Origin of the sequence: Clostridium psychrophilum (genome assembly GCF_018861705.1) — a bacterium.
Lineage (GTDB): Bacteria > Bacillota > Clostridia > Clostridiales > Clostridiaceae > Clostridium_AD > Clostridium_AD psychrophilum.
This window is the reverse complement of sequence record NZ_JAHLEC010000007.1, coordinates 1-23084: the sequence shown is the minus strand read 5'-3', so window position 1 is coordinate 23084 and position 23084 is coordinate 1. Positions and strand designations below refer to the sequence as shown.

The window sequence follows — 23084 nt, the reverse complement described above, 5'->3', positions numbered from 1 at the left end:
ATTAAAGTTAAAGTTCATATATACTTACCGAATCCTTCTCATCTATTTCTGAGAGTTCCACAGAAATCATCTCTTTGCCTGAAGTTGGTATGTTTTTTCCTACGTAATCTGCTCTAATTGGCAACTCTCTGTGGCCTCTATCTACTAAAACAGCTAATTGTATCATTTGAGGTCTTCCCTTATCTATTATGGCGTCAATTGCTGCCCTTGCAGTTCTTCCAGTATATAGTACATCATCTACTAAAATTATTTTTTTACCTCTCACATCTATACCTAAATTTATATTATTTAAAACTGGTTGATCATTTAGCGAAGATAAATCATCTCTGTATAATGTAATATCCACACTGCTTACCGGGACTTTAATTCCCTCAAATTCTTCTATTAAAAAAGAAATTCGCTCAGCAATTGGAACCCCTCTTCTTTTTATTCCAACAAATATAATGTTTTCTGTTCCTTTATTTTTTTCAATAATTTCATGTGCTACTCTTGTAAGTGTTCTTTTTATCGCTTTTTCATCTAATAACACTGATTTAAATTCCATAATCTCACCTCCTACCTAATATTATTTATTTTAATATGCCCAATAATAAAAGCCCTTACCAAAAAAGGTAAAGGCATACTATACTTGCATATAAGTATCACTATCTTTATCCTTATGATCTCTCTGGAACATTTAAAGGCATAGAAATTATATTATATTTATAATATCACATATTCTGAGCTTTTTCAACTATTTTTTAGCTTTTTAACTTGTTTAAAAGTTGTGTGAAATATTCTGGAAGTGGTGAAATAAACTCAATATATTTATGAGTAGTTGGGTGTATAAATCCAAGCTTTTTAGCATGTAAAACTTGGCCTTTTAGATTAAACTTCTGTTTTTTAAAGCCGTATACTGAGTCCCCCACCAAAGGATGCCCTATTTTAGCCATATGTACTCTTATTTGATGAGTTCTACCTGTTTCTAAGTTACATTCTACTAATGTATAACTATCAAATCTTTCTATTACTTTAAAGTGTGTAACAGCCCTTTTACCACTTTCAACTATTGCCATTTTAATTCTGTCTTTAGGATGCCTACCAATAGGTGCATCAATTGTACCCTTATCATCTTTAATAACACCTTCTACAAGAGCTAAATAACTTCTTGTCATTGAGTGATCTTTAAGTTGCGCAGCAAGACAATTATGTGCTATATCATTTTTAGCAACTACTAAAGCTCCAGATGTATCTTTATCAATTCTATGCACTATGCCTGGTCTTAGAACGCCATTGATACCTGATAGGTCTGTGCAATGATTAAGAAGTGCATTAACTAATGTACCAGTATAATTCCCCGGTGCTGGATGAACCACCATATCCTGTGGTTTATTAATTACTATTACGTCACTATCTTCATACAAAATATCTAATGGTATATCTTCAGCTTTTACATTTAATTCTATAGGATCCGGAATCTCCAAAGTAATTTTGTCCTCTAACTTCAGTTTAAAATTGCTTTTCCTAGATTTTCCATTTACAATAGCTGTCTCGCCTTCAATTATTTTCTGAATATATGATCTTGATTTATGTTCAAATTCATTAGAAATAAAAACATCTAATCTTGTACCAACTGAATCTTCCCCAACGTTAAACTCAAACTTTTCCATCTATACCTCTTCCTTTACTATAGAAATTGCCAAAATCAATGTTCCTACAACTACTAAACTATCTGCTATATTAAATGTAGGAAAATTATAGATATCTTTATAATGAAATAAAATAAAATCTACAACATATTTATAAAATAATCTATCATATAAATTTCCAAGTGCTCCACTTATAATTAAAGCAAAACTTATCCTTAAAAACTTTGACTTTGGCTTATACTTAATAATATAATATATCATAACTCCAATGACTATCAATGTAACTAACGCTAGCAAAATTAATTTGTTTTGCAATATTCCAAAAGCTGCCCCTCTGTTCTCTAAGTATTCTAATTTAAAAAAGTCCTTAATTATTATAGTTCCATTGCTTTGTTTTAAAACACTGAGCGCCCAAAGTTTGCTTAACCTATCCAATAGAAGACCAATAAAAACGATTAAAATTTCCATACCCATCCCCCTGTTTGAAGCACATTAAAAACTACCAAAACAAGATACTAGAATCCTAGTATACCAATAAAAAAAGTATATATTGCTCAATTTCTAATGAAGTTTATAATTTATGCAATATATACTTTTCTATATTTTACTTGATTAAGTTATAACCTGTAGCACTTTATTATTAATCTGGTAATTGATTTTTATATTGATCATTACTTATTTCCTCAATAGGTTCAACATATCCACCATTATCATCGTCGTCATAAAACTCAACTATGTCATCTAATTTGTTGAATCGTTCCACTGCTTGATAAGTATCTTCCTGATCAACACCAACATTACCATCATTGTATTTAAAAAATGAACCTAGTACATCTTCAGAGGAAGATCTATTGCTGTGCTCCGCTGGCATACTATTATCAATAGACCTTTGGCATTGTATACAGTTTTCTGCATAAGGTGTGAATTCTAATCTTTCCTCATTAATACTTTTTCCACACTTCTTACACTTTCCATAATTATTATTTTCAATACCCTTTAATGCACCCTCAATTTTATTTAAAATTGAATTTTCATTACCTTTTAATGCAATTCCCTTTTCCTTATCAAATAACTCGGTTGCAGTATCCGACGGATGATTATCATAAAAAGATAATTCAGTTGCCAATTCACTATTAGAATCTATAACTCCATTTTGTTTCATTTGATTAATAAGATCACGAACTCTTATTTGCTCAGTTATTAATTTTCCCTTATAATATTGTAATTTTTTCTTTTCCATGATAACAACACCTCCATTTTTTTATAGTAGTAATATTAAACAAATAAAACTTCTATAAGGTTATGTTTTCTCATGAAAAGAATATTATTACACTTATTTAATAATATTTTAAAAAATAGCTTAAATATTTAAACTTAAACACACAAATCAACTTTTATATTAATTTCAACATATTATTTAATATATTTGTAGAATTGGCAACAGCTATATCCTTAAATTTTTCATAATCCATTTTAGCTCCGTTATTTGCATTGTCTGATATTGATCTAATGACAATAAAAGGAGTTTTATTCAAATAGCACACTTGAGCAATACTTGCTCCCTCCATTTCACAAGCTAAACATTCAAACTCACCATTAAGCCAATTTATTTTATCTATATTAGCAATAAATTGATCACCTGACACAATTCTACCAGTAAAATGATTATGCTCCTTTATATCCTTGCATGCTTCTTTAGCATATTCAATTAGTTTTTTATCACATTTAAAATCAAATGTGTCTAGTCTTGGAATTTGACCCAATTTATCACCAAATGCAGTTGTATCCATATCATGTTGCAATAAGTTTTCTCCTATTACAATATCCCCTGGGTATATATTATCGACAGTTCCACCTGCAATACCTACATTTATAATATAATCAACATGAAAATCATCGATTAATATTTGAGCGCAAACAGCTGCATTAACTTTTCCAATACCACTTGTAACTACAACTACATGTTTATTCTGTATAACACCAAGCCTAAAATCCATTTTAGCCTTTAATTCTTTTCTTTCAAATTCCATATTGTTAATTAAAGATTGAACTTCTTCTTTCATTGCTCCAATAATACCTACATTCATCTTTTTTTTCCTCCTCATAACTATATAACTAATTAGTAATTTTTAATTAAACTTTTCTATATTAGTCACATAAAAAATCTCACCCAATGAGTGAGATTTTTATGTTTCTACCCTTTTGCAAAAAAACTTTTTATTTCTTTTAAATCATTATTATGGAATTCATTTTCATCAATATTTTTAACAGATACGTCTGAATTTTCTATATCAGTAGTATCTTTCTCATCGTTATTATCGTCAATTAAATCATTGCCCACATTATTATTTTTAAGATAATCATTTTCTAAACCATCAAACATTTCAATCTGACAATTCATAAAGTTCCTAAACTTCGTTCTAAATTTTGCAAATTCCTGCTTAGTTCTATCATATTCATCATTTACTTTAAGTACATCATTGTGAGCCTTATCTATTAACTTTTGAGAAGAATCATTTGCATTTTTAATAATAAGTTCTGATTCCTTTTGAGCACAAGCTTTTACTTGTTCTGCAGCATTTTGAGCAAGCACTAATGTACTTTGAATTGTAGCTTCAATTTGTACATGATGTTCTAATTTTTCTTCCAAAAATGATGCTTTTTCTTTTATATTTGAATTTTCTTTGTATATAACCTCATATTCTTCAGCTACCTTATCTAAAAACTCATCAACCTCATCAGCATTGTAACCCCTTAAGCCTTTTTTAAACTCTTTATTATTAATATCCATTGATGTTATTTTCATTTTGTTCCCACCCCTACCTAAATGTATTGCTTTATTATTACTTTTAGTCTGCCTTTTTGAGTGCTTCCTATAATATCTGCAACCATAAATTTACCATATCCTCTAATTGTTAAGGTATCATTATTTTTAATAACCTTATCTTTTTTCTCACATTGAAAATAATTCACTAATGTTTGGCCTTTTGATATTAGTTCAACCGAATTGCTTCTTGACACATTACAAATTGCCGAGACCATACTATCAAGTCTAAAAGACGTAGATATTATAGTTTTCTCTAATAATTTTCTTTCCGGAAGATCATTTAACATATAATCATATTCACTAACGTCGCAAGGACAATTCTTTATTTTTCTCAAATTATTTATAATATAATTACTAATATCATTGCAAACTGGTGCATAGCATACGTCATTTTGAATTATTAGATCCCCCAATTTTTCTCTTTTAATTCCAAGTGACATTATAGCACCTAAATAATCCTTATGATCAAGTCTACTAAATTTAGATTTATTGCTGATTTTCAACATAATTATAGGATATGTTACAGGTTCATCATAAGAAGAGAATGATAACATTCTTCTATCAGCATTTTTAAACACACCATTTTTAAATAATTTAGTTTGATAATTTTCGCATAAATTTGAGATTTGATTCCATACAGCTGGCGGCAAAAAATTATCAATAAATATAATTTTATCCGTTTTTTCAGCTATCTGTATTTTATTGTATATGTTGGATAATAAATTTTTATCCTCAATATTAACGCTATTTAAAAATTGACTTTTATTCATTTTAATCCTACCTTAAATAATTACTCACAATATAAAAAACACAATTTTTCTTAATATCATTATAATAAAAAGTGCTATTATTGGTGAAAAATCTACCATCATATTATTAAAATATCTGTCTTGAATTTTTCTTCCAGGTTCTAAAAGAGGATTTGTGATTTTATGTAATAAGTCTATATATTGATTTGACCGCCCCGCATAAACCCAAGACAAGATCACTTCAATAAGTATTGCATATTCTAGCACATCAAAAATTATGTTAATTAAACTACTAATCAAATTTTATACCCTCCCGAATTTCAATAATATTGCTAATAATTAGTTATTCCCTTCTAATATTATAATTTTTCAACAATATTTTATTTATTCCAATTAAAAATTCCTTTTGAACTAAGTTCAGTCTTTAATTCATTATTAACTTCAACATTAGAAGGTGATACTATGTATACCCCTTTCTCTATTTGCTGAAGTTCAGCACCTAATGCATAGCATACCCCTCCAACAAAATCTAATAGTCTTTGTCCAATTCTAGGGTCTAATCCAGTTGTATTAACTACTACTATTTTTCTAGATTTTAAATTATCGCTAATCACCGTTGCTTCATCAAAATCATCAGGTTTTATGATAACAACCTTTGTAGACGCCGATGTATGTATATTTACTACTTTATTTTGTTTTTTATTTGCATTCCTCAATGATTCTATATCCACATTATCATCTTCATTGTCCATTTCTTGTATCTCATCTCCATCTTCATCTTCCTCTGTCATACCTAAAAAACCCATAACCTTATTTATTACTTTACTTGCCATTATAGTACCTCCTATTCTTTATAATCTCGACTACCAAATATGTGTTCACCAAGTCTAATCATATTTGCTCCTGTTTCTAAGGCAACTTTATAATCTTTACTCATACCTAATGATAGAAACTCCATGGAAACATTCTTATAGTCAAAAGTTTTTAGATTATCAAATATAGATTTCATCTTGGTAAAATATTTTCTAGAACTTTCTTCATTACCAATCGGTATTGTGGCCATTAGCCCTTTAACTTTTATATTATTACATCCTTCACAAGCTTTTATTAACGAGCTTAGTTCTTCAACAGCTATACCAGTTTTTGCCACTTCTTTGCCTACATTAATTTGAATTAATAAACTTGCGATTTTTCCTTTAGCAGCGTACCGTTTTTCAATTTCCTTCAATAAATGTATGCTATCTAAAGAATGTATAAGGTAAACTTTACCAACTAAATATTTTACTTTATTGGTTTGTAAATGGCCTATAAAGTGCCATCTTATATCATCTTTTAAATTATCGTATTTTTCCATCAATTCTTGTACCTTATTTTCGCCAAAATCTCTAGCTCCAGAAGCATAAACTTCCTTTATCTCATCTATTGTTCTAGTTTTAGAAACACATACTAATGTTACATCTTCTGGAATTTTTTCCTTTATATTTTTATAAACTTCACCGATAGACAACTATCCGTCCCTCCTTAAATTTTCTTTTGTATGAATTATATTATTTATTCCATTTATGTCTTAATTCTTCATTAAGCATAAAATTCCTTCAATATTTTCAAATTTTTATATGTTTTTAATTAATGAAGCCTATTTTTCAGTTAACTTAATATACTTATAAATATATTTGCCATTATATGCCAAAATTTGTATTTTATTTTGTTTAACGACGTTAACATGGACATCTCTAGTTTTTAATTGAGTTATATATGTTTGCTCCAGTGTTAAATAATTATACAATACATCTTCATTACCAATTGCTGTAATATAAAATGGTGTCACTATTTTAATGCCATTTAAATCGATATTCGACCCAGCACACAATCCATAATTATTATAAACAACTCTCTGCCCATTTACAGAAATAGCTTCTGCCCCAGCATTTCTAAGATCATTAATTACTTGTACAATATCAGAGTCATGAATTAACTGATCCATAGTAGGATAATCATCGAAATTATTTGTACCATCCTGCAGTGTAATTTTAACTCCGGGACCCGCAACATCACTTTTTCCTAATAGTAAATTGTTTTCATTAATCTCTTGTTCAATTTCTTTTGTTACTAGAACATTTTTTTCATCACCACTATTATATTTATCTAATTTAGCTTTACTAACATAATATTGCTGTTTTAAATTATTTAGATCAGAATACAATTTAGTTCTTTCATTATATGCTTCGCTATACTGTTTTATATCTAAAAAATTATTTTTACCTTTAAATCCAATATTCATAGCAATAAGTAAACCTATAATTATTGAAGCTATAAAAACAAATATGGTGGACTCATTGTTTTTCATTTAATCACCTCATTAATGAGATTTTGTTTTGTCTATTAAGAGACGTCTTATAATTGCAAAGTTATTAAATATTCTTCCTCCGAATACAATAACAGCAGCTAAATAAATTGGTATTCCTAATTTATCGCCTAAATAAACCATTGCAACGGCCAAAGCCGCATTTCCAAAAAAACCTGATATAAAAATATCCGATCTAAAATTATGAGATATCGAGCCTCTTAATGCGCCAAAAACAGAATCCAAACATGCAAAAATTGCTACAGAAATATATGGTGAAAATTTAACTGGAATATTAACATTCCAAACAATTCCTAATATAACACCTATTAATAATCCTACAAAAGCAACCATTTAATCACCCCTATTTCTTTACTATCGGTTTAGCAAAGTCAAATTTATACGCTTTATTATATTTAGGAATTATGACATTGTTTGATTTTTCCATAGTTATGTCACAAGTTTGACTAAGGGTTAGTGGAATTGCCCCTGGAAAACTAATAGCGCTTTCTAATATGTCATTTTTCCCTATTGCTTTAATAGTAATTCTTTTATTATAAGAAATTCTTCCATCATTTACAATTATTGCATTTCCAGCATTCCTTATACCACTACGAGAAGTTAGCCTAATATCATTAATAGAAATTGCTTCAGCATCTGCTGCGTTTAATTCATTTACAATATGAACTAAATCCGTATCATTTATAAGTTGATCTTCAGAACTACTTCCAAAAATATTACTCTTTGGTGTTATGTATATTGTCATTCCTTGGCCCTCTACTTCTGTACCACCAGTAAGTATTCTTGTTTCCTGCAATTCTTTGAATATTAATTTACTTTGTGCATCTTTTCCAACTGAAGAGCTTTCATATTCTCTTGTTTTAGCATCTAACTCATCGATTTTTTTCTGCATATCTTTTGCGCTCTTTTTTAATTGCTCATTTTCAGTTATTATCTCAGGTGTATTCGTATCTGGTTCCGCAACTGAGTTTTGTTTATTTATCATTTTAAATTGATAAGATATCATAAATCCTAATAATATGCATATCAAACCAATGGATAATTGTGCTCTAAACTTCTTCATGGATTTCCTCCTTGCTACTATCCGGCGATATTATTATCACTAAATTTTCCACTATTTTTTTATAAATACAACTGGGTTTCCTTTAGAACTAACATCAACATATCCATTCGCATTCTGATATCTAAGTTGAGTAATAATATTTATTGCCTTATTAAATTTGTTTTTTATGTCTTCAACTGCTCCAAGTTTAATACACATATTCCCAGAGAAAATCTTGATATCTAGCACATTACTTACATCTACCATCGTTATATTATTACTTTTATTCGTTTTCCTATATTCATTAATCATACTTGTTATTTCTTTTATAGCATCAATCTTTCTATCATCTTTTAATGCAATTAATTTGCCCACTTCACATTTTTCATAATTGAATCCAACTAATTTTATTAGGTTCATATTTTTTATATTAGTTCTTTTTTCAAGCAAAATTCCATTGTTATCTAAAATATAATAATTATTATTTTGTTTTCCGTAAAATACAGCTACTCTCTCCTGTACTTTAATTGTAAGCTTATTAGGTAAGACTTTATTAACTTTTACAGATACTATATATGGATTTTTCATGATTTGTTTCTTGCTATCATTAGAACTGTCATAAAATATATTACTTCCTAAGTGAGTTTTAGCCGTCTTATAAATTTCAGCTTTAGAAGTATTCATATTGCCTGTTATCTGAATACTTGTGATATTAAAGTAAGGTAATTTAATACATAATGTAATCAATGTAGATACCATAATTATTACAAGTAGCATTAGATACCTTAATCTTTTTCTACTTTTTCTTTTATGCAATAACTCTTCTTTATTTTCTATAATATAATTTCCATTTTTAAGATTATCACCCTTATTGTTCATTCACTTCTCCACATCCATTAAAAATATTATTCCAATTTACACATTATAATAAAATCTGTTATGTAACTATTTGTTAATAAATTTCAAGCATAATTCACATAAATGTAATTTTAAACTAGTTACTTATATATAATAACACTTAATTAAACTATTTTCATCTCAATTTCAATGTATTTCTTAGTATTTTCAATAAATTAGTACTTATATGGATACCAAAGACATATATGGACATAGAAAAGGCATGCGCGCATGCATGCCTTTTATTTTAATTTTTATTTACAGTTTGTCTTGATACATTTAAAAGAATTCCCATTGCAAACATATTGAACACCAGAGCTGACCCACCATAACTTATAAATGGTAACGGCACACCTGTTACAGGCATAGATCCAGTAACTACTGCAATATTTATAACTGCTTGAATAGCTATAACCGATGTAATTCCAATAGCTAGTATTGTTCCATACATATCTTTAGCTGTAACTGCCGTTTTAATGCCTCTCCATACAAAAATTATAAATAATAAGATTATAAAAGCACATCCAATTACTCCTAATTCTTCACCTATTATTGAAAAAATAAAATCTGTATGTGGTTCTGGTATGTAAAGACATTTTTGTCTTGATTGTCCGATACCTGCCCCAGTAACCCCTCCTGACCCAAGTGCAAGAAGTGATTGAACTAATTGATATCCATCACCCTGGCTATCTTTAAATGGATTTGTAAAGTTCATAAGCCTTGCCATTCTATAAGGCTCAAGAATTGTTAAAGCGCCAACAGCTGCAACAAGTGCTGACCCTATGCCAAAGATATGTTTGAAATTCGCACCTACTGCAAATAGAATAATCATTGTAACAATCATTATAACAGCCGCGATACTTAAGTTTTTCTCAAGCAAAATCAAACCAGCATAAAATCCTGAGACTAACAAGTATGGACATACTCCCCTTAAAAATTCTTTAACTTTTTCTCCCTTTTTATCTAAGCTCTTAGCCATAAACAAAACTACAGTATATTTTGCAATTTCAGATGGTTGAAAAGATGCTGGTCCTAATTGAATCCATCTCTTAGCCCCATTGATAGCTGGAAATGCAAATACAGCAACTAGACACATTACCGTAATTACCATAATAATGCCAGTATATTTCTTTATAATATGATAATCAATTTTAATGGCTGTAACCATAAAAACAGATCCAGTACATGCCCACAAAAATTGTTTTTTCAAAAAATATTCTGGGTCATTAAATTTGAACGCAGCATAATATGAACTAGCACTATAAACCATTACCACTCCAATGGCTACAAGAAGCATTATGGTTGCAAACAATACAAAATCTAATTGTCCCATTTTAGCCTTGTATTTTTTCATATTATATCCTCCTTAAATGATTAATAGGGAAATGATAAAAATCCAATTAAACATAAAATTACTGTCACAACTGAAAATACTGCTACAATCTTGGTTTCTTTCCATCCACTTAACTCAAAATGATGATGAATTGGAGCCATTTTAAATACTCTTTTACCTGTTGCTTTAAATACAAAAACTTGAATGATAACAGATACAGTCTCTAAAACATATATTCCGCCAACAATTGCAACAAGTATAGGTGATTTTAGTATCATGCCAACTGCAGCTACAGCCCCACCCAGTGCGAGAGATCCCATATCTCCCATAAAAATTTGTGCTTTATAAGAATTAAATTTTAAAAATCCTAATAGTGCACCTGCAAGTGCAGCACAAAATATTGCAAGCGTAGTATGAAACATCATATTACTAACCAATGCAAAGAATGTCATAACTATTATTGTAACGCAAGTAGCCAATCCATCTAAGCCATCAGTTAAATTAACCGCATTTGTTGTTGCTGCAAAATAAATAATAGCTAAAGGAACATACCAAATGCCTAAATCAATGCTTCTATTTAAAAATGGCATCATTATATCCGTTCCGGCCTTAAGTGAATAGTAATAGCCAATTAAGCCAGCAACTATTACTATGAGTAGCATCTTTTGTTTAGACTTAAGTCCCTCATTTTGTTTATGTTTTATTTTTAGCATATCATCAATAAATCCTATTATTCCAAAAGCAATAAAACAATATAATGCAATCATAGCCTCATCATTAGTATGTCTTACAATAATTAGCATAGTAATTATTGTTGAAATTATGAATATTATACCACCCATAGTAGGTGTTCCCGCTTTTTTGAGATGACTTTTAGGTCCTTCTGCTCTTATATTCTGTCCGAATTTGAGCTTATGTAGCATAGGAATTAGTATAGGCCCTTGTATAATTGATAAGAAAAATGCAATCAAAACAGAATAAATAATTGTGCTCATTTTTCTATCACCTCTTTAACATTTATATTTTCTAATTGTTTTACTATGCTCTCAAACTTCATGGATCTTGAAGCTTTAATTAGAGCAACATCATTACAGCCAATTATTCCATCTAGAAAAGAAACTACTTCATCATAAGACTTAAAACTTCTATATTTATTTATATCGTTAAATCCTTCTTTATATGCCTGATTAAATTCACCTAGGGCAATTAACAAATCAATATTTTTATATTTCGCATATTCTCCAACTTTTTTATGTGCATCATATGCTCCATTACCTAATTCTTTCATAGTTCCTAATATTGCGATTTTAGAGTTTCCACTAATATTACAAAGTACATCAATTGCAGCTATCATTGAATCTGGGCTGGCATTATAACAATCATTAATTACAGTAAACTTTTCACCCTTTGTTATATCTAAACGCATAGACGTAGCTTCTAACCTCTTAAACCCCTTGGCAATTTCATTATATTCCATACCCATTACCCTTGCACATGCTATAGCAAGCATTGAATTTAATATGTTATGACGCCCTGGTATATCAACTTCTATAACATTTTTTATTAAACTTCCTTTATCTAATATTCTAAATGTTATTTTCTGTTCGTCAACCATTAAATCGCATGCTTTTATATCAGCTTCTGAATCAATTCCTGTTTTTATAAGTTTATAATTCTTTTTACTTATATTTTTTAATAGATCATTATCTGAATTTAAAATTAATACGTTGTCCTTATTAAAATAATCTGTTATCTCCATTTTTGCTTTTAAAATATTTTCCCTGGTTTTAAGATTTTCAAGATGAGACATTCCAATATTAGTAATAATAGCAATATCAGGTTTTGCAGTCTCACACATATTATGGATTTCTAAAAAATCGCTCATACCCATTTCAAGAACCGCAACATCATAACTTTTATCTAACTTAAATATCATAAGTGGAAGTCCTATCTCATTATTAAAATTACCTAATGTTTTAAAAACTTTAAATTTTTCGCTAAGAACAGCAGCCACTAAATCCTTAGTTGATGTCTTACCTGTAGAACCCGTAATACCAACTACTTTTAAATCTAATTTACCTATATAAAATTTAGCAAGGCTTAGTAGTGCCTTTTTTGTATCTGCTACCTTAATTACATAAGTTTTGTTATTAAGCTTCGTTTCGTCATATTTTATTTCATCAATAATGCAAATAGAAGCTCCTTTTTTACTAGCATCAACTATAAAATCATTGGCATTAAAATTTTCGCCTTTTATTGCTATAAATATATCTTTATCTTTTATAATTTTTGTATTTATGCAAACATTATTATACAAAGTTTGTTCACCTTTAACTAGTATTTCTCCCCTAGTCGCCTCAAGTATCTCGGCAAGACTTATATACTCCATTTAAAATTGCTCCTTTATTATCTCTGAAATAACTTCTCGCTCATCAAAATGTATAGTTTTATTTTTAAGAATTTGATAATCCTCATGCCCTTTTCCTGCAATAACAATTACATCACCAGCACTTGCAATCTCCATTGATCGTTTTATAGCAGATCGTCTGTTTTCTATAACTTCAAAATTATGCCTTACGGTTCCTTTTACTACATCATTTATGATTTGCATTGGATCTTCTGTTCTTGGATTATCAGAGGTAATTACTGAAATATCACTTAAATCAGTTCCTATTTTACCCATTATGGCTCTTTTGGTTTTATCTCTATCTCCACCACATCCAAAAACACATATAAGCTTGCCTTTCGTAAATTCTCTGACCGTTGTCAATATATTTTCTAACCCATCAGGTGTATGTGCATAGTCTAAAATTATTTCGAACCCCAAATTATGCTCATTCTTAACAAGTTCACAACGTCCACTTACTTGCACCTTTTGCAGGGCCTGTTTAATTACAGATATATCTATCCCCTGGTTTAAACAAACTGCTATAGACCCAAGTGCATTATAGATATTATAGTTACCAGGTATATTTAATTTAATTTCATAAGAGTTGTCTTTATATTGCAGTGTAAATTCACTACCCCTTGAATGCATTTTTATATTAATGGCCATAATATCTGCTTTATGATTTAATCCATAACTTAGTTTTTTATTTGTAATTAAATTATAAGCCTTTACACCATACGTATCATCTATGTTAATAATAGAGCTTTTACTATACTTAAATAACTTAAGCTTTGCATTAAAATAATTTTCAAATGTTTTATGAAAATCTAAATGATCCTGAGTTAAATTAGTAAATATACTCTCACAAAATTCTATCCCATAAACTCTGTCTAAACTTAAAGAATGAGATGAAACTTCCATAACACAATAATCCACCTTAGAAGTTACCATTTCCCTAAATAGCTCATGTAATTCAAGTGATTCTGGAGTAGTTCTTTCTGTATGTATTTTCCTTTTACCAATATAATTTGCTATAGTTCCTATAAGACCAACTTTGTACCCTTTTTCTTCCAAAATAGCTTTAATCATAAAAACTGAAGTTGTTTTACCGTTAGTACCTGTTACCCCTATAATTTTCATGCTTTTACTTGGGTTTTCATAGTAATTAGCAGCACTTACAGCCAATGCCCTTCTGCTATTTTCTACCTTAAGTACAGAAATATTTAAATGCTTTTCTATGTTTTTTTGACATACAACCGCAATAGCACCACTTTCAATCGCACTTTGTATATATTTATGACCATCAACCTTATAACCTTCTATGCAGAAAAACACATCTCCTTTTTTTACTTTTCTTGAATCATATTGAATATTTTCTACATCTATATCAATATCACCCTCTATTAAATTAAAATTAATATTTTCCATAATTTTTCTTAACTTCATATTATCACTCCCTTAAATCATCACATAAGTACATTTCAAAAAGATAATTCTTTTTATTACTAACCTCTTTTGGAAATAGTATTCAAAATATAACTATCTTTTAAAATGCTCTTACTAATACCCTTTTACATGATAAATCCGACAGCTCAAAAATACTGAGGCCTGTCGGTTTTAATTAATGCGTATCTAATTTATTATTATACACTATATTTAACTAGTCAGCCATAACATCTAGATTAAGTGTGACCGTAGTACCTTTTTTGACTTCTTTGCCTTCTACGCTTTGCTCCGATACTATTCCACTACCAATAAATTCGGCTTTTAAACCAAGATTATTTAAAAGTTTACTAGCATTTTCTGAACTGTTACCTACAATATTTGGAACCATAACAGTATTGCTCTCTTTCTTTAAAGCACCAGTATGCAAAATTATTTCGGACCCTTCTTTAACTGTATATCCAGGTTTAGGAGTCATATCACTAATGGTATCCCCATCTGACGTTAATTTTGCCTTTAGACTATTTTTTTTCAATAATTTTTCAGCATCCACTTTTTTAAGACCTCTAACCTCAGGTACAACAATATCCTTTAACAAGCTTTTACCAATTTCTGTGCTTGTTGCATCAGATTTTAAAGATAGATAATTGAAAATATCATTAAAAACTTGCTTACCAACTACTGTTGCTATCTGCCCACCATAATAATTAGATGGGTCTGGTTCATCAATATTAACTAATATAGTTATTTGAGGATTAGCAGCTGGTGCCATTCCTGCAAATGATGAAACATATTTCTGCGGTGCATAACCAGGTCCTGTTGTACTAATTTTTTGAGCAGTTCCTGTCTTTCCAGCAATATGATATCCTGCAATATACGCCTTCTTACCACCGCCACTTTCTACGACCTGTTCAAGATAACTACGAAGTTTTGCTGTAGTTTGGTCATCTATTATTTTTCGTACATTATAATTCGAATAAGTTTTCAAAACTTTTTTTGTATTTGTATCACCATAATCAACTATTTGTTTCATAACATGAGGAGTTATAAGTTTACCACCATTTGCTATAGCATTAAACCCTGTTAAATACTGCACACAAGATAAAGTATTACTTTGACCAAATGATGTTGTTGCTACATCTTGAGCAGTCATATCTTTAGTCTTTCTTATTATTCCCAGGGCTTCTCCATTTAAATCAATACCAGTTTTTTTACCAAAACCAAATAGAGAAATATACTTATTTAATTTTTCCGGTCCTAGCCTTCTCCCAAGTTCCATAAATCCAACATTACAAGAATTTTTTATTATATCTACAAAATTTTGGATTCCATGTCCTGTAGTTTTCCAACACTTAATTCTTCTGCCTGAAACTACAGTGCTCCCAGTACAGTTAAATTTGTCACTTTCCTTAACAACGCCTTCCTTCATAGCGGCTATTGCTGTAAACACCTTAAATATAGACCCCGGTTCAAAAGTATCGCTTACTGCTCTGTTTCTCCATACTTTTTGATTTTCGTCATAACTTTTGCTTAAATCCCAAGGATTATTAGGGTTATAACCTGGTTGATTAGCCATGCCTAATATTTCTCCATTATTAGGATTCATTGCAATTATGGTAACTGCCTTTGCTTTATTATCAATCATAGCCTGTGAGGCTGCTTTTTCACAAAATAATTGAATTGTTTCATCAATAGTAAGTACAACATCCTTGCCCTGTATTGGCTTTGTATAATCGGATATTGTATAAGGGAGTTCTTCACTTTTTCTGTCAGTTTCTGAAATTTTTATTCCAGGTACACCTGATAAAAATTTATTGTAATATAATTCAACACCAGTTAATCCATTTCCATCTGAATTTGTATGTCCCAAAACACTAGATAAAAAATTATTATTAGGATAAAATCTTTTTGTATCCCCTGTAATAACAATTCCACGAAGGTTATGTTTTTTTGAGAAATCATTGATTTTATCTGCTGTGCTCTTTTCTATCCTTCTTTTGAGTATTGCTGCTCCAATTGCTTTTCCTTTTGAATTAGTCTTAGTTAAAATAGGTAAAACTTCACTAGATTTCATTCCAAGTATTGTAGCAAGTTCTGGTGCAATGTCATTCATAGTTAACTTGTTTTTTTTAATAGTTTCCCTTAATGAATTAAGATCCAAGTCTACTCTAAAAACATTTGCACTTATAGCTAATTCTTTACCATCTCTATCTAATATTCTTCCACGCTTTGGAGCAATCCGAACATCGCTTGTCCACTGCAAAATTGCTTTTTCTTTATAATCTTTTCCCTTAGAAATCATCACATAGCTTAGCCTACTAATTAACACAATAAAAAAAATAAAAAGTATGAAAAAGACAACCAACATTCTACGTTTCACTAATACCTTGTCTCTATACTCTCTATTTGCCAAATTATTCCTCCCTTGCTGATCCTCACTAAATCAGGTAGCAACTATAAAATGCTACCTAAAAGATAATATTTTTAATTTTACTTACAACACCATTGTTTATTTTTACTTGAGGTTTTTCCTTTGTTACTAAATTACTTTTGCTTAAATCTAAGTATTGTATATCACTGACCTTAGGTTTAACCATATGGAGTTTTGTGGTAGCAGTTTTCTCAATGTAGCCTATGTTGCTAAATTTAATTAAATCCACTGCATATGAGTCATTTTCTTTACTTAGTAAATCTATTGCATTCTTAGCTTTAGCATTTTCCTGCTGATAATTATAGATCATACAATATCTGAAAATAATTACCATGCCAATAACAAAACCAAAACCAATACTTTTGAGAATGCTTTTTTTCCTCTTGTCATTTTTTAGTTTTTTATTGTTTATAATCTGTTTTTTAGATGTTTCTAAATCATCATATCGTCTCTTTTTTAATGGCTCAATTGCTGCTAAAACCGTATTACCATCCATCTGAAACTTGTTTTTTTCTACTATCACTTTATTCACCCCATTCATAATTTAGAACTAAATCTTTTCAGCCACTCTTAATTTTGCACTTCTACTCCTTGAATTTATCTCCAATTCTTCCTGCGTTGCTCTTATTGGTTTTCTACTTATAAGTTTAACAATTGGTACTTTACCACACACACACATAGGTAGGTCTTTGGGGCATTTACATGGATCCTCTAAGTCTTTAAATTTAACTTTAACAATTCTATCTTCAAGTGACTGGAATGTAATTATAGCCATTCTACCACCACTATTTAGTCTCTCTACACCATCTTCGATTGCTTTATCAAGTATTTTTAATTCTCCATTAACTTCAATTCTTATTCCCTGGAATGTTCGTTTAGCAGGATGCCCTCCACTTCTCTTAAACTTTGCTGGAATCGCTGCATCTATAACATTCACAAGTTCCAATGTAGTATTAATTGGTTCCACTTTTCTTCTATCTACAATAAAGCCCGCAATTCTTTTAGCAAATTTTTCTTCTCCATAATTTCTTAAAACATCTACTATCTGCTGCTCTTCATACTTATTCACCACATCGAATGCTGTTATACCTTTACTTCTATCCATCCTCATATCAAGATCTGCATCCCTCATATAACTAAATCCACGTTCTGCATTATCTAATTGATATGACGATACCCCAAGATCCATGAAAATACCATCTACTTTTTCTATATTAAGTTTATCTAATATATCATGGATATTATAAAAATTATCATGTACATAGGTAACATTGTTATATTCTTTTATTTTTTCCTTAGCCGCTTTTAATGCATCTTCATCTTGATCTATTCCAATTAACCGTCCTTTAGGTGATAGTCTTTTTAAAATTTCTAAAGAATGACCTGCACCTCCCAATGTACAATCAACATAAATTCCATTTTCTTTAATATCTAGTGCATCAAGGCACTCATTTAACAAAACTGGTACATGCTTAAATTCCATACTTTCGCTCCTTTTCTATATTCCTAATTCACTCATTTTTTCTGCTATCTCATCAAAATCGATATCCGATTCATTATATTTATCCCATTTGTCCTTAGACCATATTTCTATTCTAGTTGATACTCCTATACTTACTATTTCCTTTTGTAAACCAGCGTATTCACATAAATTTTGTGGTATTAAAGCTCTTCCTTGTTTATCAATTGATATTTCATTAGCTCCCGAGAAGAAAAATCTAACAAATGCTCTGGCATCTTTACTAGTTAATGGAAGCTTTTTTAATTTTTCTTCCATTATATTCCATTCAGCCTTTGTATATAAATACAAACATCCATCAAGGCCCTTAGTTAATATAAACTCAGAGCCTAATCCATCTCTGAACTTTGTGGGGATAATCATTCTGTTTTTACTATCAATGGCATGTTGATATTCACCAATAAACATTTCATTCCCCCACTTAATAAAATTACTCCACTTTAAACCACTTTAATCCATTTTAAACCACTATTAAGTAATATTCTATAGAAAAATGGAAATTCCTTTTTATTTTCTTCTGTTATTGGACTTTTTTAAAAAAAATTCAACTAATATATAAACTAATTAGAATATTCTTACTAAATAGTAATTATTATACATATATCAATACTTAAAACATAAACCATTACTTCTAATATACTATCTTGAATTGCAATAAGATGTAGAGTATAATTTTGTAGTAATTAATAATCTAAAACGCACGAAAGGAATGTACATATATATGAAACTAGGAATTGTAGGTTTACCAAATGTAGGAAAAAGCACATTATTTAATGCAATAACAAAAGCAGGCGCAGAATCTGCTAACTATCCTTTTTGTACTATCGAACCAAATGTAGGTGTTGTTAGCGTTCCTGATAAAAGATTGGATGTACTACAATCTCTTTATGATAGTAAAAAGATAATTCGTACTTCAATTGAATTTTATGATATAGCTGGTCTTGTAAAAGGAGCAAGTAAAGGAGAAGGTTTAGGTAATAAGTTTTTATCTCACATTAGAGAAGTTGCATCTATTGTTCATGTAGTAAGATGTTTTGTTGATGAAAATGTTGTACATGTAGATGGCTCTGTAGATCCATTAAGAGATATAGATACTATTAACTTAGAGCTTATTTTTTCTGACCTTGACGTATTAGAAAAAAGACTTGACAGGTCGCAAAAGCTTGTTCGATCAGGTGACAAGATAGCTAAAGTAGAATATGACCTTATGGAAAGAATAAAGAAACACCTTGAAGCAAATCTTCCTGCACGTACACTAGAATTTACTGAAGATGAAACTATTTTCGTAAATAGTCTTTTTTTAATCACTTCAAAACCAGTATTATATGTTGCAAACATCAGTGAAGATGATCTAGTTTCTGGTAATACAGAAAATGATATGGTTAAAAAAGTTCAGGAATTTGCAAAAAACGAAAATTCAGAAGTAATTATAGTTTGTGCAAGTCTTGAAGAAGAATTGTCTGCTTTAGCTGATGATGAGAAAATGGAACTTCTACAAGAATATGGTCTTAAAGAAACGGGCCTTGATAAACTTATTCACTCAAGCTATAAGCTACTAGGACTCATGAGTTTCATAACTGCAGGTGTTCCTGAAATAAGAGCTTGGACTATACATATTGGAACTAAAGCACCTGCTGCGGCTGGTAAAATTCATTCAGATATAGAAAGAGGTTTTATAAGAGCTGAAATAGTTTCCTATGATGATTTAATTGAATGTGGTAGTGAAGCCGCTGCTAAGGAAAAGGGACTATATAGACTTGAAGGAAAAGAATATATTATGCAAGATGGAGATGTCGTTAACTTTAGATTTAACGTATAAAAAGTAGAGCACAGATACTAGAAAAATAGTGTCTGTGCTTTTTTCATTTTAAAATATGAAAATACAAGTTATTTTCTACTGCTGTATTTTTTTAATTCCTTAGTGATAACTACCATCAATGATTCAAAATTATATTCAGACTCACCCATTAGTACTCCAATTGCATCATCTATAGATGTCATTGTATATATATGAAAGTTTCCATTTTGCACTTCTGTCTCAATTTCTTCGCTTAAAACTAAATCATCTGCATTGGATAAAGGTATTAATACTCCTTTACCTTTTATAGTGTCTATCACTTTACATGCTGCGAAGAAACCTTCTATCTTATCATTTACTCCTCCTATAGGTTGAACATCACCAAATTGATTTACTGAACCTGTCATAGCAATATTCTGTTTTATAGGTACTTTACTCATGGCAGAGAGCATACATAATATTTCTGCAACTGATGCACTGTCACCATCTATTTTGCCATAAATTTGTTCAAAACTTACATGAAAATCAACTGGTAGTCTATTGAATCCACCATTAATACTACTTATATAACCCTTTAATATATTAATTGATTTACTATGGATACTACCACTCATGTTGCTCTCTTGCTGAACATCAATTATATTTCCTACTCCCTTGTAACAGCAACAGGTGATTTTTATCGGCTTACCAAAACTAAAATATCCTGTATCAATTACTGATAGCCCATTCACTTGTCCGATTTTACTACTTGTAACATCAATAAGCATTTTCTTTTCAATATAATGATTTAATATTTCCTTTTCTATAATATCTTTTGTGTAACCTACTTCAATTATATCACCTGCACTAATCTCATCTTTGTTTTCTTTATTAACCTTATTGTTAGCTAATATTAATAATTTATTTATTTCATATTTATCATAATATATTTTATTTCTGCTCTGAGCCCTTCTTGACATGATTTTTGCAACTTGTCTTACTGCTCCATTTGTAAGAAGCTTAAAATTATTTCTTTTGCAAATTTTATCGATTTCAAATACTAAAGAACTTTTCAACTCATTATCTATATTCTGCACTTGATTACACTCAGCTTTTATAGTAAAAAGTTTTTTAAAGTCTTCATCATAATTATAAAGAAAATCGTAGGTCTCATAATCACCTATAAGAATTATTTTTGTTTTAAATGATATAGGTTGTGGATTTAATGTGTTGCTAAGAGCAATTAGCTCATAATGTCTAATATTACATGCAACATCTACTTCTCCAGTTAATAATGCTTTTTTTAAATTAAGATATCCCAAAGGGTTACTTGCTAAAGTGTTCATTCTAATAACCAAACACCCTTCATTCGCTTTAAGCAAACTACCACTTTTTATAAAACCTATATCCGTGGAATAAACCCCTTTATGATTTTCATATTCTATATTACCAATTAAATTTGCTGAGTTAGGGTCCTGTTCAAAAATAACTGGTGGAATTTGAGTTTTACTATTATCTACAATAACATTTACAACATATTTGCAGATAATTTCATTTATTCTTTCCTCGTCATCATCATAACTTAAAGAATAATTTTCGATAAGTTTTTCTTCTATATCGGTGCACACTATATCTAAATAATCCTGTACAACTTCATCATCTTTAAACATATTTTTATAAACTTGTTTTAAATCATACATTTCATTTTCATAATATTGTCTCATTATTTCTTTTATCTTTTCTAAATCTCTAACTTCAATTTCTTTTAACTCTTCCAATATATACTTAGCCTTATCTTTTAACATTTTTGCTGATAATAAAATAGTTTCTTTTTTTTCCTTGTGTAATGTGTCATATTCATTTTCAGACATTTCTTTTCCATTACTTATAGGTATGAATGTAAAGCCACTATTACTAGATTTTATATCAAATCCTTTTTCTTTTGCTGTATCTATTAGATTTCCTATCAATTCATTTCTTTCATTCTGAATACTTTCCTGAATTTCTTCCTTTTCCATATTTGTAGAATTATTATAAAATTGAAATGTGCACTCTAAATATTCATTTTGTATATCTTCTAGTGCTTCTTTTAATTTATTACCCCCACCATTGCTTACAAAAATTGGTTCAGGTGATTTTTCATCTTCATATAATACATAACAAATATCTTTAGGTTTACTCTTATTTTCTAAAATTTTATTTACATATTTCATAATATCTCTAAGTGAATCTTTTGAAAAATCGTCTATTAAATAAACATTAAAACCTTCTTCATCTATGCTCATAGCAGTTTTAATATTTTCTATTGCATCAAAATACTGTGGCATAGAATCCAATGATTCTACTAAATCAATATTTTCAATATCAAATTCATATATAATATCCTTCGGAGTTAATTCCCTATTCATACTCAGCCTCCTTTCAATTCCCTATTATATTAATATTCTCAAATTACACATTGGGTACAAATATTATGCTTTAATATGAATAATATTTTCTAAGTATAAAAGCATTTATATGTTTTTCTTACATTTTTTTATCAATAAATATTGAAAATATACATTCTCAAATACTGTCAACTGAATTTGAAAATGTCCCAAAAAGTTTTAATTATTAGCACCAGCAATAGCTGGTGCTTTATTACGTTTTTAACCTATTTTGGGGTATAGCAAACACATCTTAAA

Annotated in this window: 24 protein-coding genes; 1 reads left to right on the top strand and 23 read right to left on the bottom strand. The window is 29.5% G+C overall.

Translation table 11 applies throughout. The features are described 5' to 3' along the window. Nucleotides 1–7: 7 nt before the first annotated feature. The 22 genes from pyrR to mraZ form a co-directional block, all read right to left on the bottom strand. Complete coding sequence (gene pyrR / locus KPL38_RS03025) at nucleotides 8–544, bottom strand: bifunctional pyr operon transcriptional regulator/uracil phosphoribosyltransferase PyrR (protein ID WP_216286847.1); 537 nt, start codon at nucleotides 542–544, stop codon at nucleotides 8–10. A 196-nt stretch (nucleotides 545–740) separates the two neighbouring features. After that, nucleotides 741–1649, bottom strand: coding sequence for an RluA family pseudouridine synthase (locus KPL38_RS03020; protein WP_216286845.1), 909 nt, complete (start codon nucleotides 1647–1649; stop codon nucleotides 741–743). Further along, nucleotides 1650–2096 carry a signal peptidase II gene (gene lspA / locus KPL38_RS03015; RefSeq protein WP_216286836.1) on the bottom strand — a complete coding sequence of 149 codons (447 nt, stop codon included), beginning with the start codon at nucleotides 2094–2096 and terminating at the stop codon, nucleotides 1650–1652. It lies immediately after the preceding gene. A gap of 172 nt (nucleotides 2097–2268) precedes the next feature. Next, a complete protein-coding gene (locus KPL38_RS03010; RefSeq protein ID WP_216286834.1) occupies nucleotides 2269–2868 on the bottom strand; it encodes a TraR/DksA C4-type zinc finger protein in 600 nt (199 codons plus the stop codon). 154 nt (nucleotides 2869–3022) lie between these two features. Next, nucleotides 3023–3715 carry a 5'-methylthioadenosine/adenosylhomocysteine nucleosidase gene (locus KPL38_RS03005; RefSeq protein WP_216286825.1) on the bottom strand — a complete coding sequence of 231 codons (693 nt, stop codon included), beginning with the start codon at nucleotides 3713–3715 and terminating at the stop codon, nucleotides 3023–3025. Between the two features lie 107 nt (nucleotides 3716–3822). Next, complete coding sequence (locus KPL38_RS03000; RefSeq protein WP_216286824.1) at nucleotides 3823–4434, bottom strand: DivIVA domain-containing protein; 612 nt, start codon at nucleotides 4432–4434, stop codon at nucleotides 3823–3825. Nucleotides 4435–4451: 17 nt separating this feature from the next. Then, nucleotides 4452–5225, bottom strand: coding sequence for a YlmH family RNA-binding protein (locus KPL38_RS02995; RefSeq protein WP_216286822.1), 774 nt, complete (start codon nucleotides 5223–5225; stop codon nucleotides 4452–4454). Between the two features lie 24 nt (nucleotides 5226–5249). After that, the gene (locus KPL38_RS02990; protein ID WP_216286820.1) at nucleotides 5250–5504 is read right to left on the bottom strand and encodes a YggT family protein; all 255 of its coding nucleotides are present in this window, start codon (nucleotides 5502–5504) and stop codon (nucleotides 5250–5252) included. A gap of 80 nt (nucleotides 5505–5584) precedes the next feature. Then, entirely contained in the window at nucleotides 5585–6037 is a 453-nt protein-coding gene (locus tag KPL38_RS02985) for a cell division protein SepF (RefSeq protein WP_216286818.1), read from the bottom strand. A gap of 11 nt (nucleotides 6038–6048) precedes the next feature. Then, nucleotides 6049–6711, bottom strand: a complete 663-nt coding sequence (locus KPL38_RS02980) for a YggS family pyridoxal phosphate-dependent enzyme (RefSeq protein WP_216286816.1) — start codon at nucleotides 6709–6711, stop codon at nucleotides 6049–6051. A gap of 129 nt (nucleotides 6712–6840) precedes the next feature. Beyond that, nucleotides 6841–7551 (bottom strand): DUF881 domain-containing protein, encoded by a 711-nt coding sequence (locus tag KPL38_RS02975; RefSeq protein ID WP_216286814.1) that lies wholly within the window; start codon nucleotides 7549–7551, stop codon nucleotides 6841–6843. Nucleotides 7552–7563: 12 nt separating this feature from the next. After that, entirely contained in the window at nucleotides 7564–7902 is a 339-nt protein-coding gene (locus KPL38_RS02970; protein ID WP_216286812.1) for a small basic family protein, read from the bottom strand. Between the two features lie 10 nt (nucleotides 7903–7912). Then, nucleotides 7913–8632 carry a DUF881 domain-containing protein gene (locus KPL38_RS02965; protein WP_216286810.1) on the bottom strand — a complete coding sequence of 240 codons (720 nt, stop codon included), beginning with the start codon at nucleotides 8630–8632 and terminating at the stop codon, nucleotides 7913–7915. A gap of 51 nt (nucleotides 8633–8683) precedes the next feature. Then, nucleotides 8684–9490 (bottom strand): cell division protein FtsQ/DivIB, encoded by an 807-nt coding sequence (locus KPL38_RS02960; RefSeq protein ID WP_216286808.1) that lies wholly within the window; start codon nucleotides 9488–9490, stop codon nucleotides 8684–8686. A 265-nt stretch (nucleotides 9491–9755) separates the two neighbouring features. Further along, a complete protein-coding gene (gene spoVE / locus KPL38_RS02955) occupies nucleotides 9756–10862 on the bottom strand; it encodes a stage V sporulation protein E (protein ID WP_216286806.1) in 1107 nt (368 codons plus the stop codon). Between the two features lie 20 nt (nucleotides 10863–10882). Beyond that, nucleotides 10883–11836 carry a phospho-N-acetylmuramoyl-pentapeptide-transferase gene (gene mraY, locus KPL38_RS02950; RefSeq protein WP_216286804.1) on the bottom strand — a complete coding sequence of 318 codons (954 nt, stop codon included), beginning with the start codon at nucleotides 11834–11836 and terminating at the stop codon, nucleotides 10883–10885. Continuing rightward, entirely contained in the window at nucleotides 11833–13230 is a 1398-nt protein-coding gene (locus KPL38_RS02945) for a UDP-N-acetylmuramoyl-tripeptide--D-alanyl-D-alanine ligase (RefSeq protein ID WP_216286802.1), read from the bottom strand. Before KPL38_RS02945 ends, mraY begins: the two co-directional genes overlap by 4 nt. Further along, complete coding sequence (locus KPL38_RS02940; RefSeq protein ID WP_216286800.1) at nucleotides 13231–14676, bottom strand: UDP-N-acetylmuramoyl-L-alanyl-D-glutamate--2,6-diaminopimelate ligase; 1446 nt, start codon at nucleotides 14674–14676, stop codon at nucleotides 13231–13233. Nucleotides 14677–14890: 214 nt separating this feature from the next. Continuing rightward, complete coding sequence (locus tag KPL38_RS02935; protein WP_216286798.1) at nucleotides 14891–17086, bottom strand: stage V sporulation protein D; 2196 nt, start codon at nucleotides 17084–17086, stop codon at nucleotides 14891–14893. 55 nt (nucleotides 17087–17141) lie between these two features. Next, nucleotides 17142–17627, bottom strand: a complete 486-nt coding sequence (locus KPL38_RS02930) for a hypothetical protein (protein ID WP_216286796.1) — start codon at nucleotides 17625–17627, stop codon at nucleotides 17142–17144. A gap of 27 nt (nucleotides 17628–17654) precedes the next feature. Then, the gene (rsmH, locus tag KPL38_RS02925) at nucleotides 17655–18587 is read right to left on the bottom strand and encodes a 16S rRNA (cytosine(1402)-N(4))-methyltransferase RsmH (protein WP_216286794.1); all 933 of its coding nucleotides are present in this window, start codon (nucleotides 18585–18587) and stop codon (nucleotides 17655–17657) included. A gap of 15 nt (nucleotides 18588–18602) precedes the next feature. Further along, entirely contained in the window at nucleotides 18603–19031 is a 429-nt protein-coding gene (mraZ, locus tag KPL38_RS02920) for a division/cell wall cluster transcriptional repressor MraZ (RefSeq protein ID WP_216286792.1), read from the bottom strand. A 313-nt stretch (nucleotides 19032–19344) separates the two neighbouring features. Between mraZ and ychF the strand changes: the two genes are divergently transcribed. Beyond that, nucleotides 19345–20442, top strand: coding sequence for a redox-regulated ATPase YchF (gene ychF / locus KPL38_RS02915; RefSeq protein ID WP_216286790.1), 1098 nt, complete (start codon nucleotides 19345–19347; stop codon nucleotides 20440–20442). Nucleotides 20443–20510: 68 nt separating this feature from the next. On the opposite strand, the gene KPL38_RS02910 is transcribed toward ychF, so the two are convergent. Continuing rightward, nucleotides 20511–22808 carry an AAA family ATPase gene (locus KPL38_RS02910; RefSeq protein WP_216286781.1) on the bottom strand — a complete coding sequence of 766 codons (2298 nt, stop codon included), beginning with the start codon at nucleotides 22806–22808 and terminating at the stop codon, nucleotides 20511–20513. Nucleotides 22809–23084: the final 276 nt, after the last annotated feature.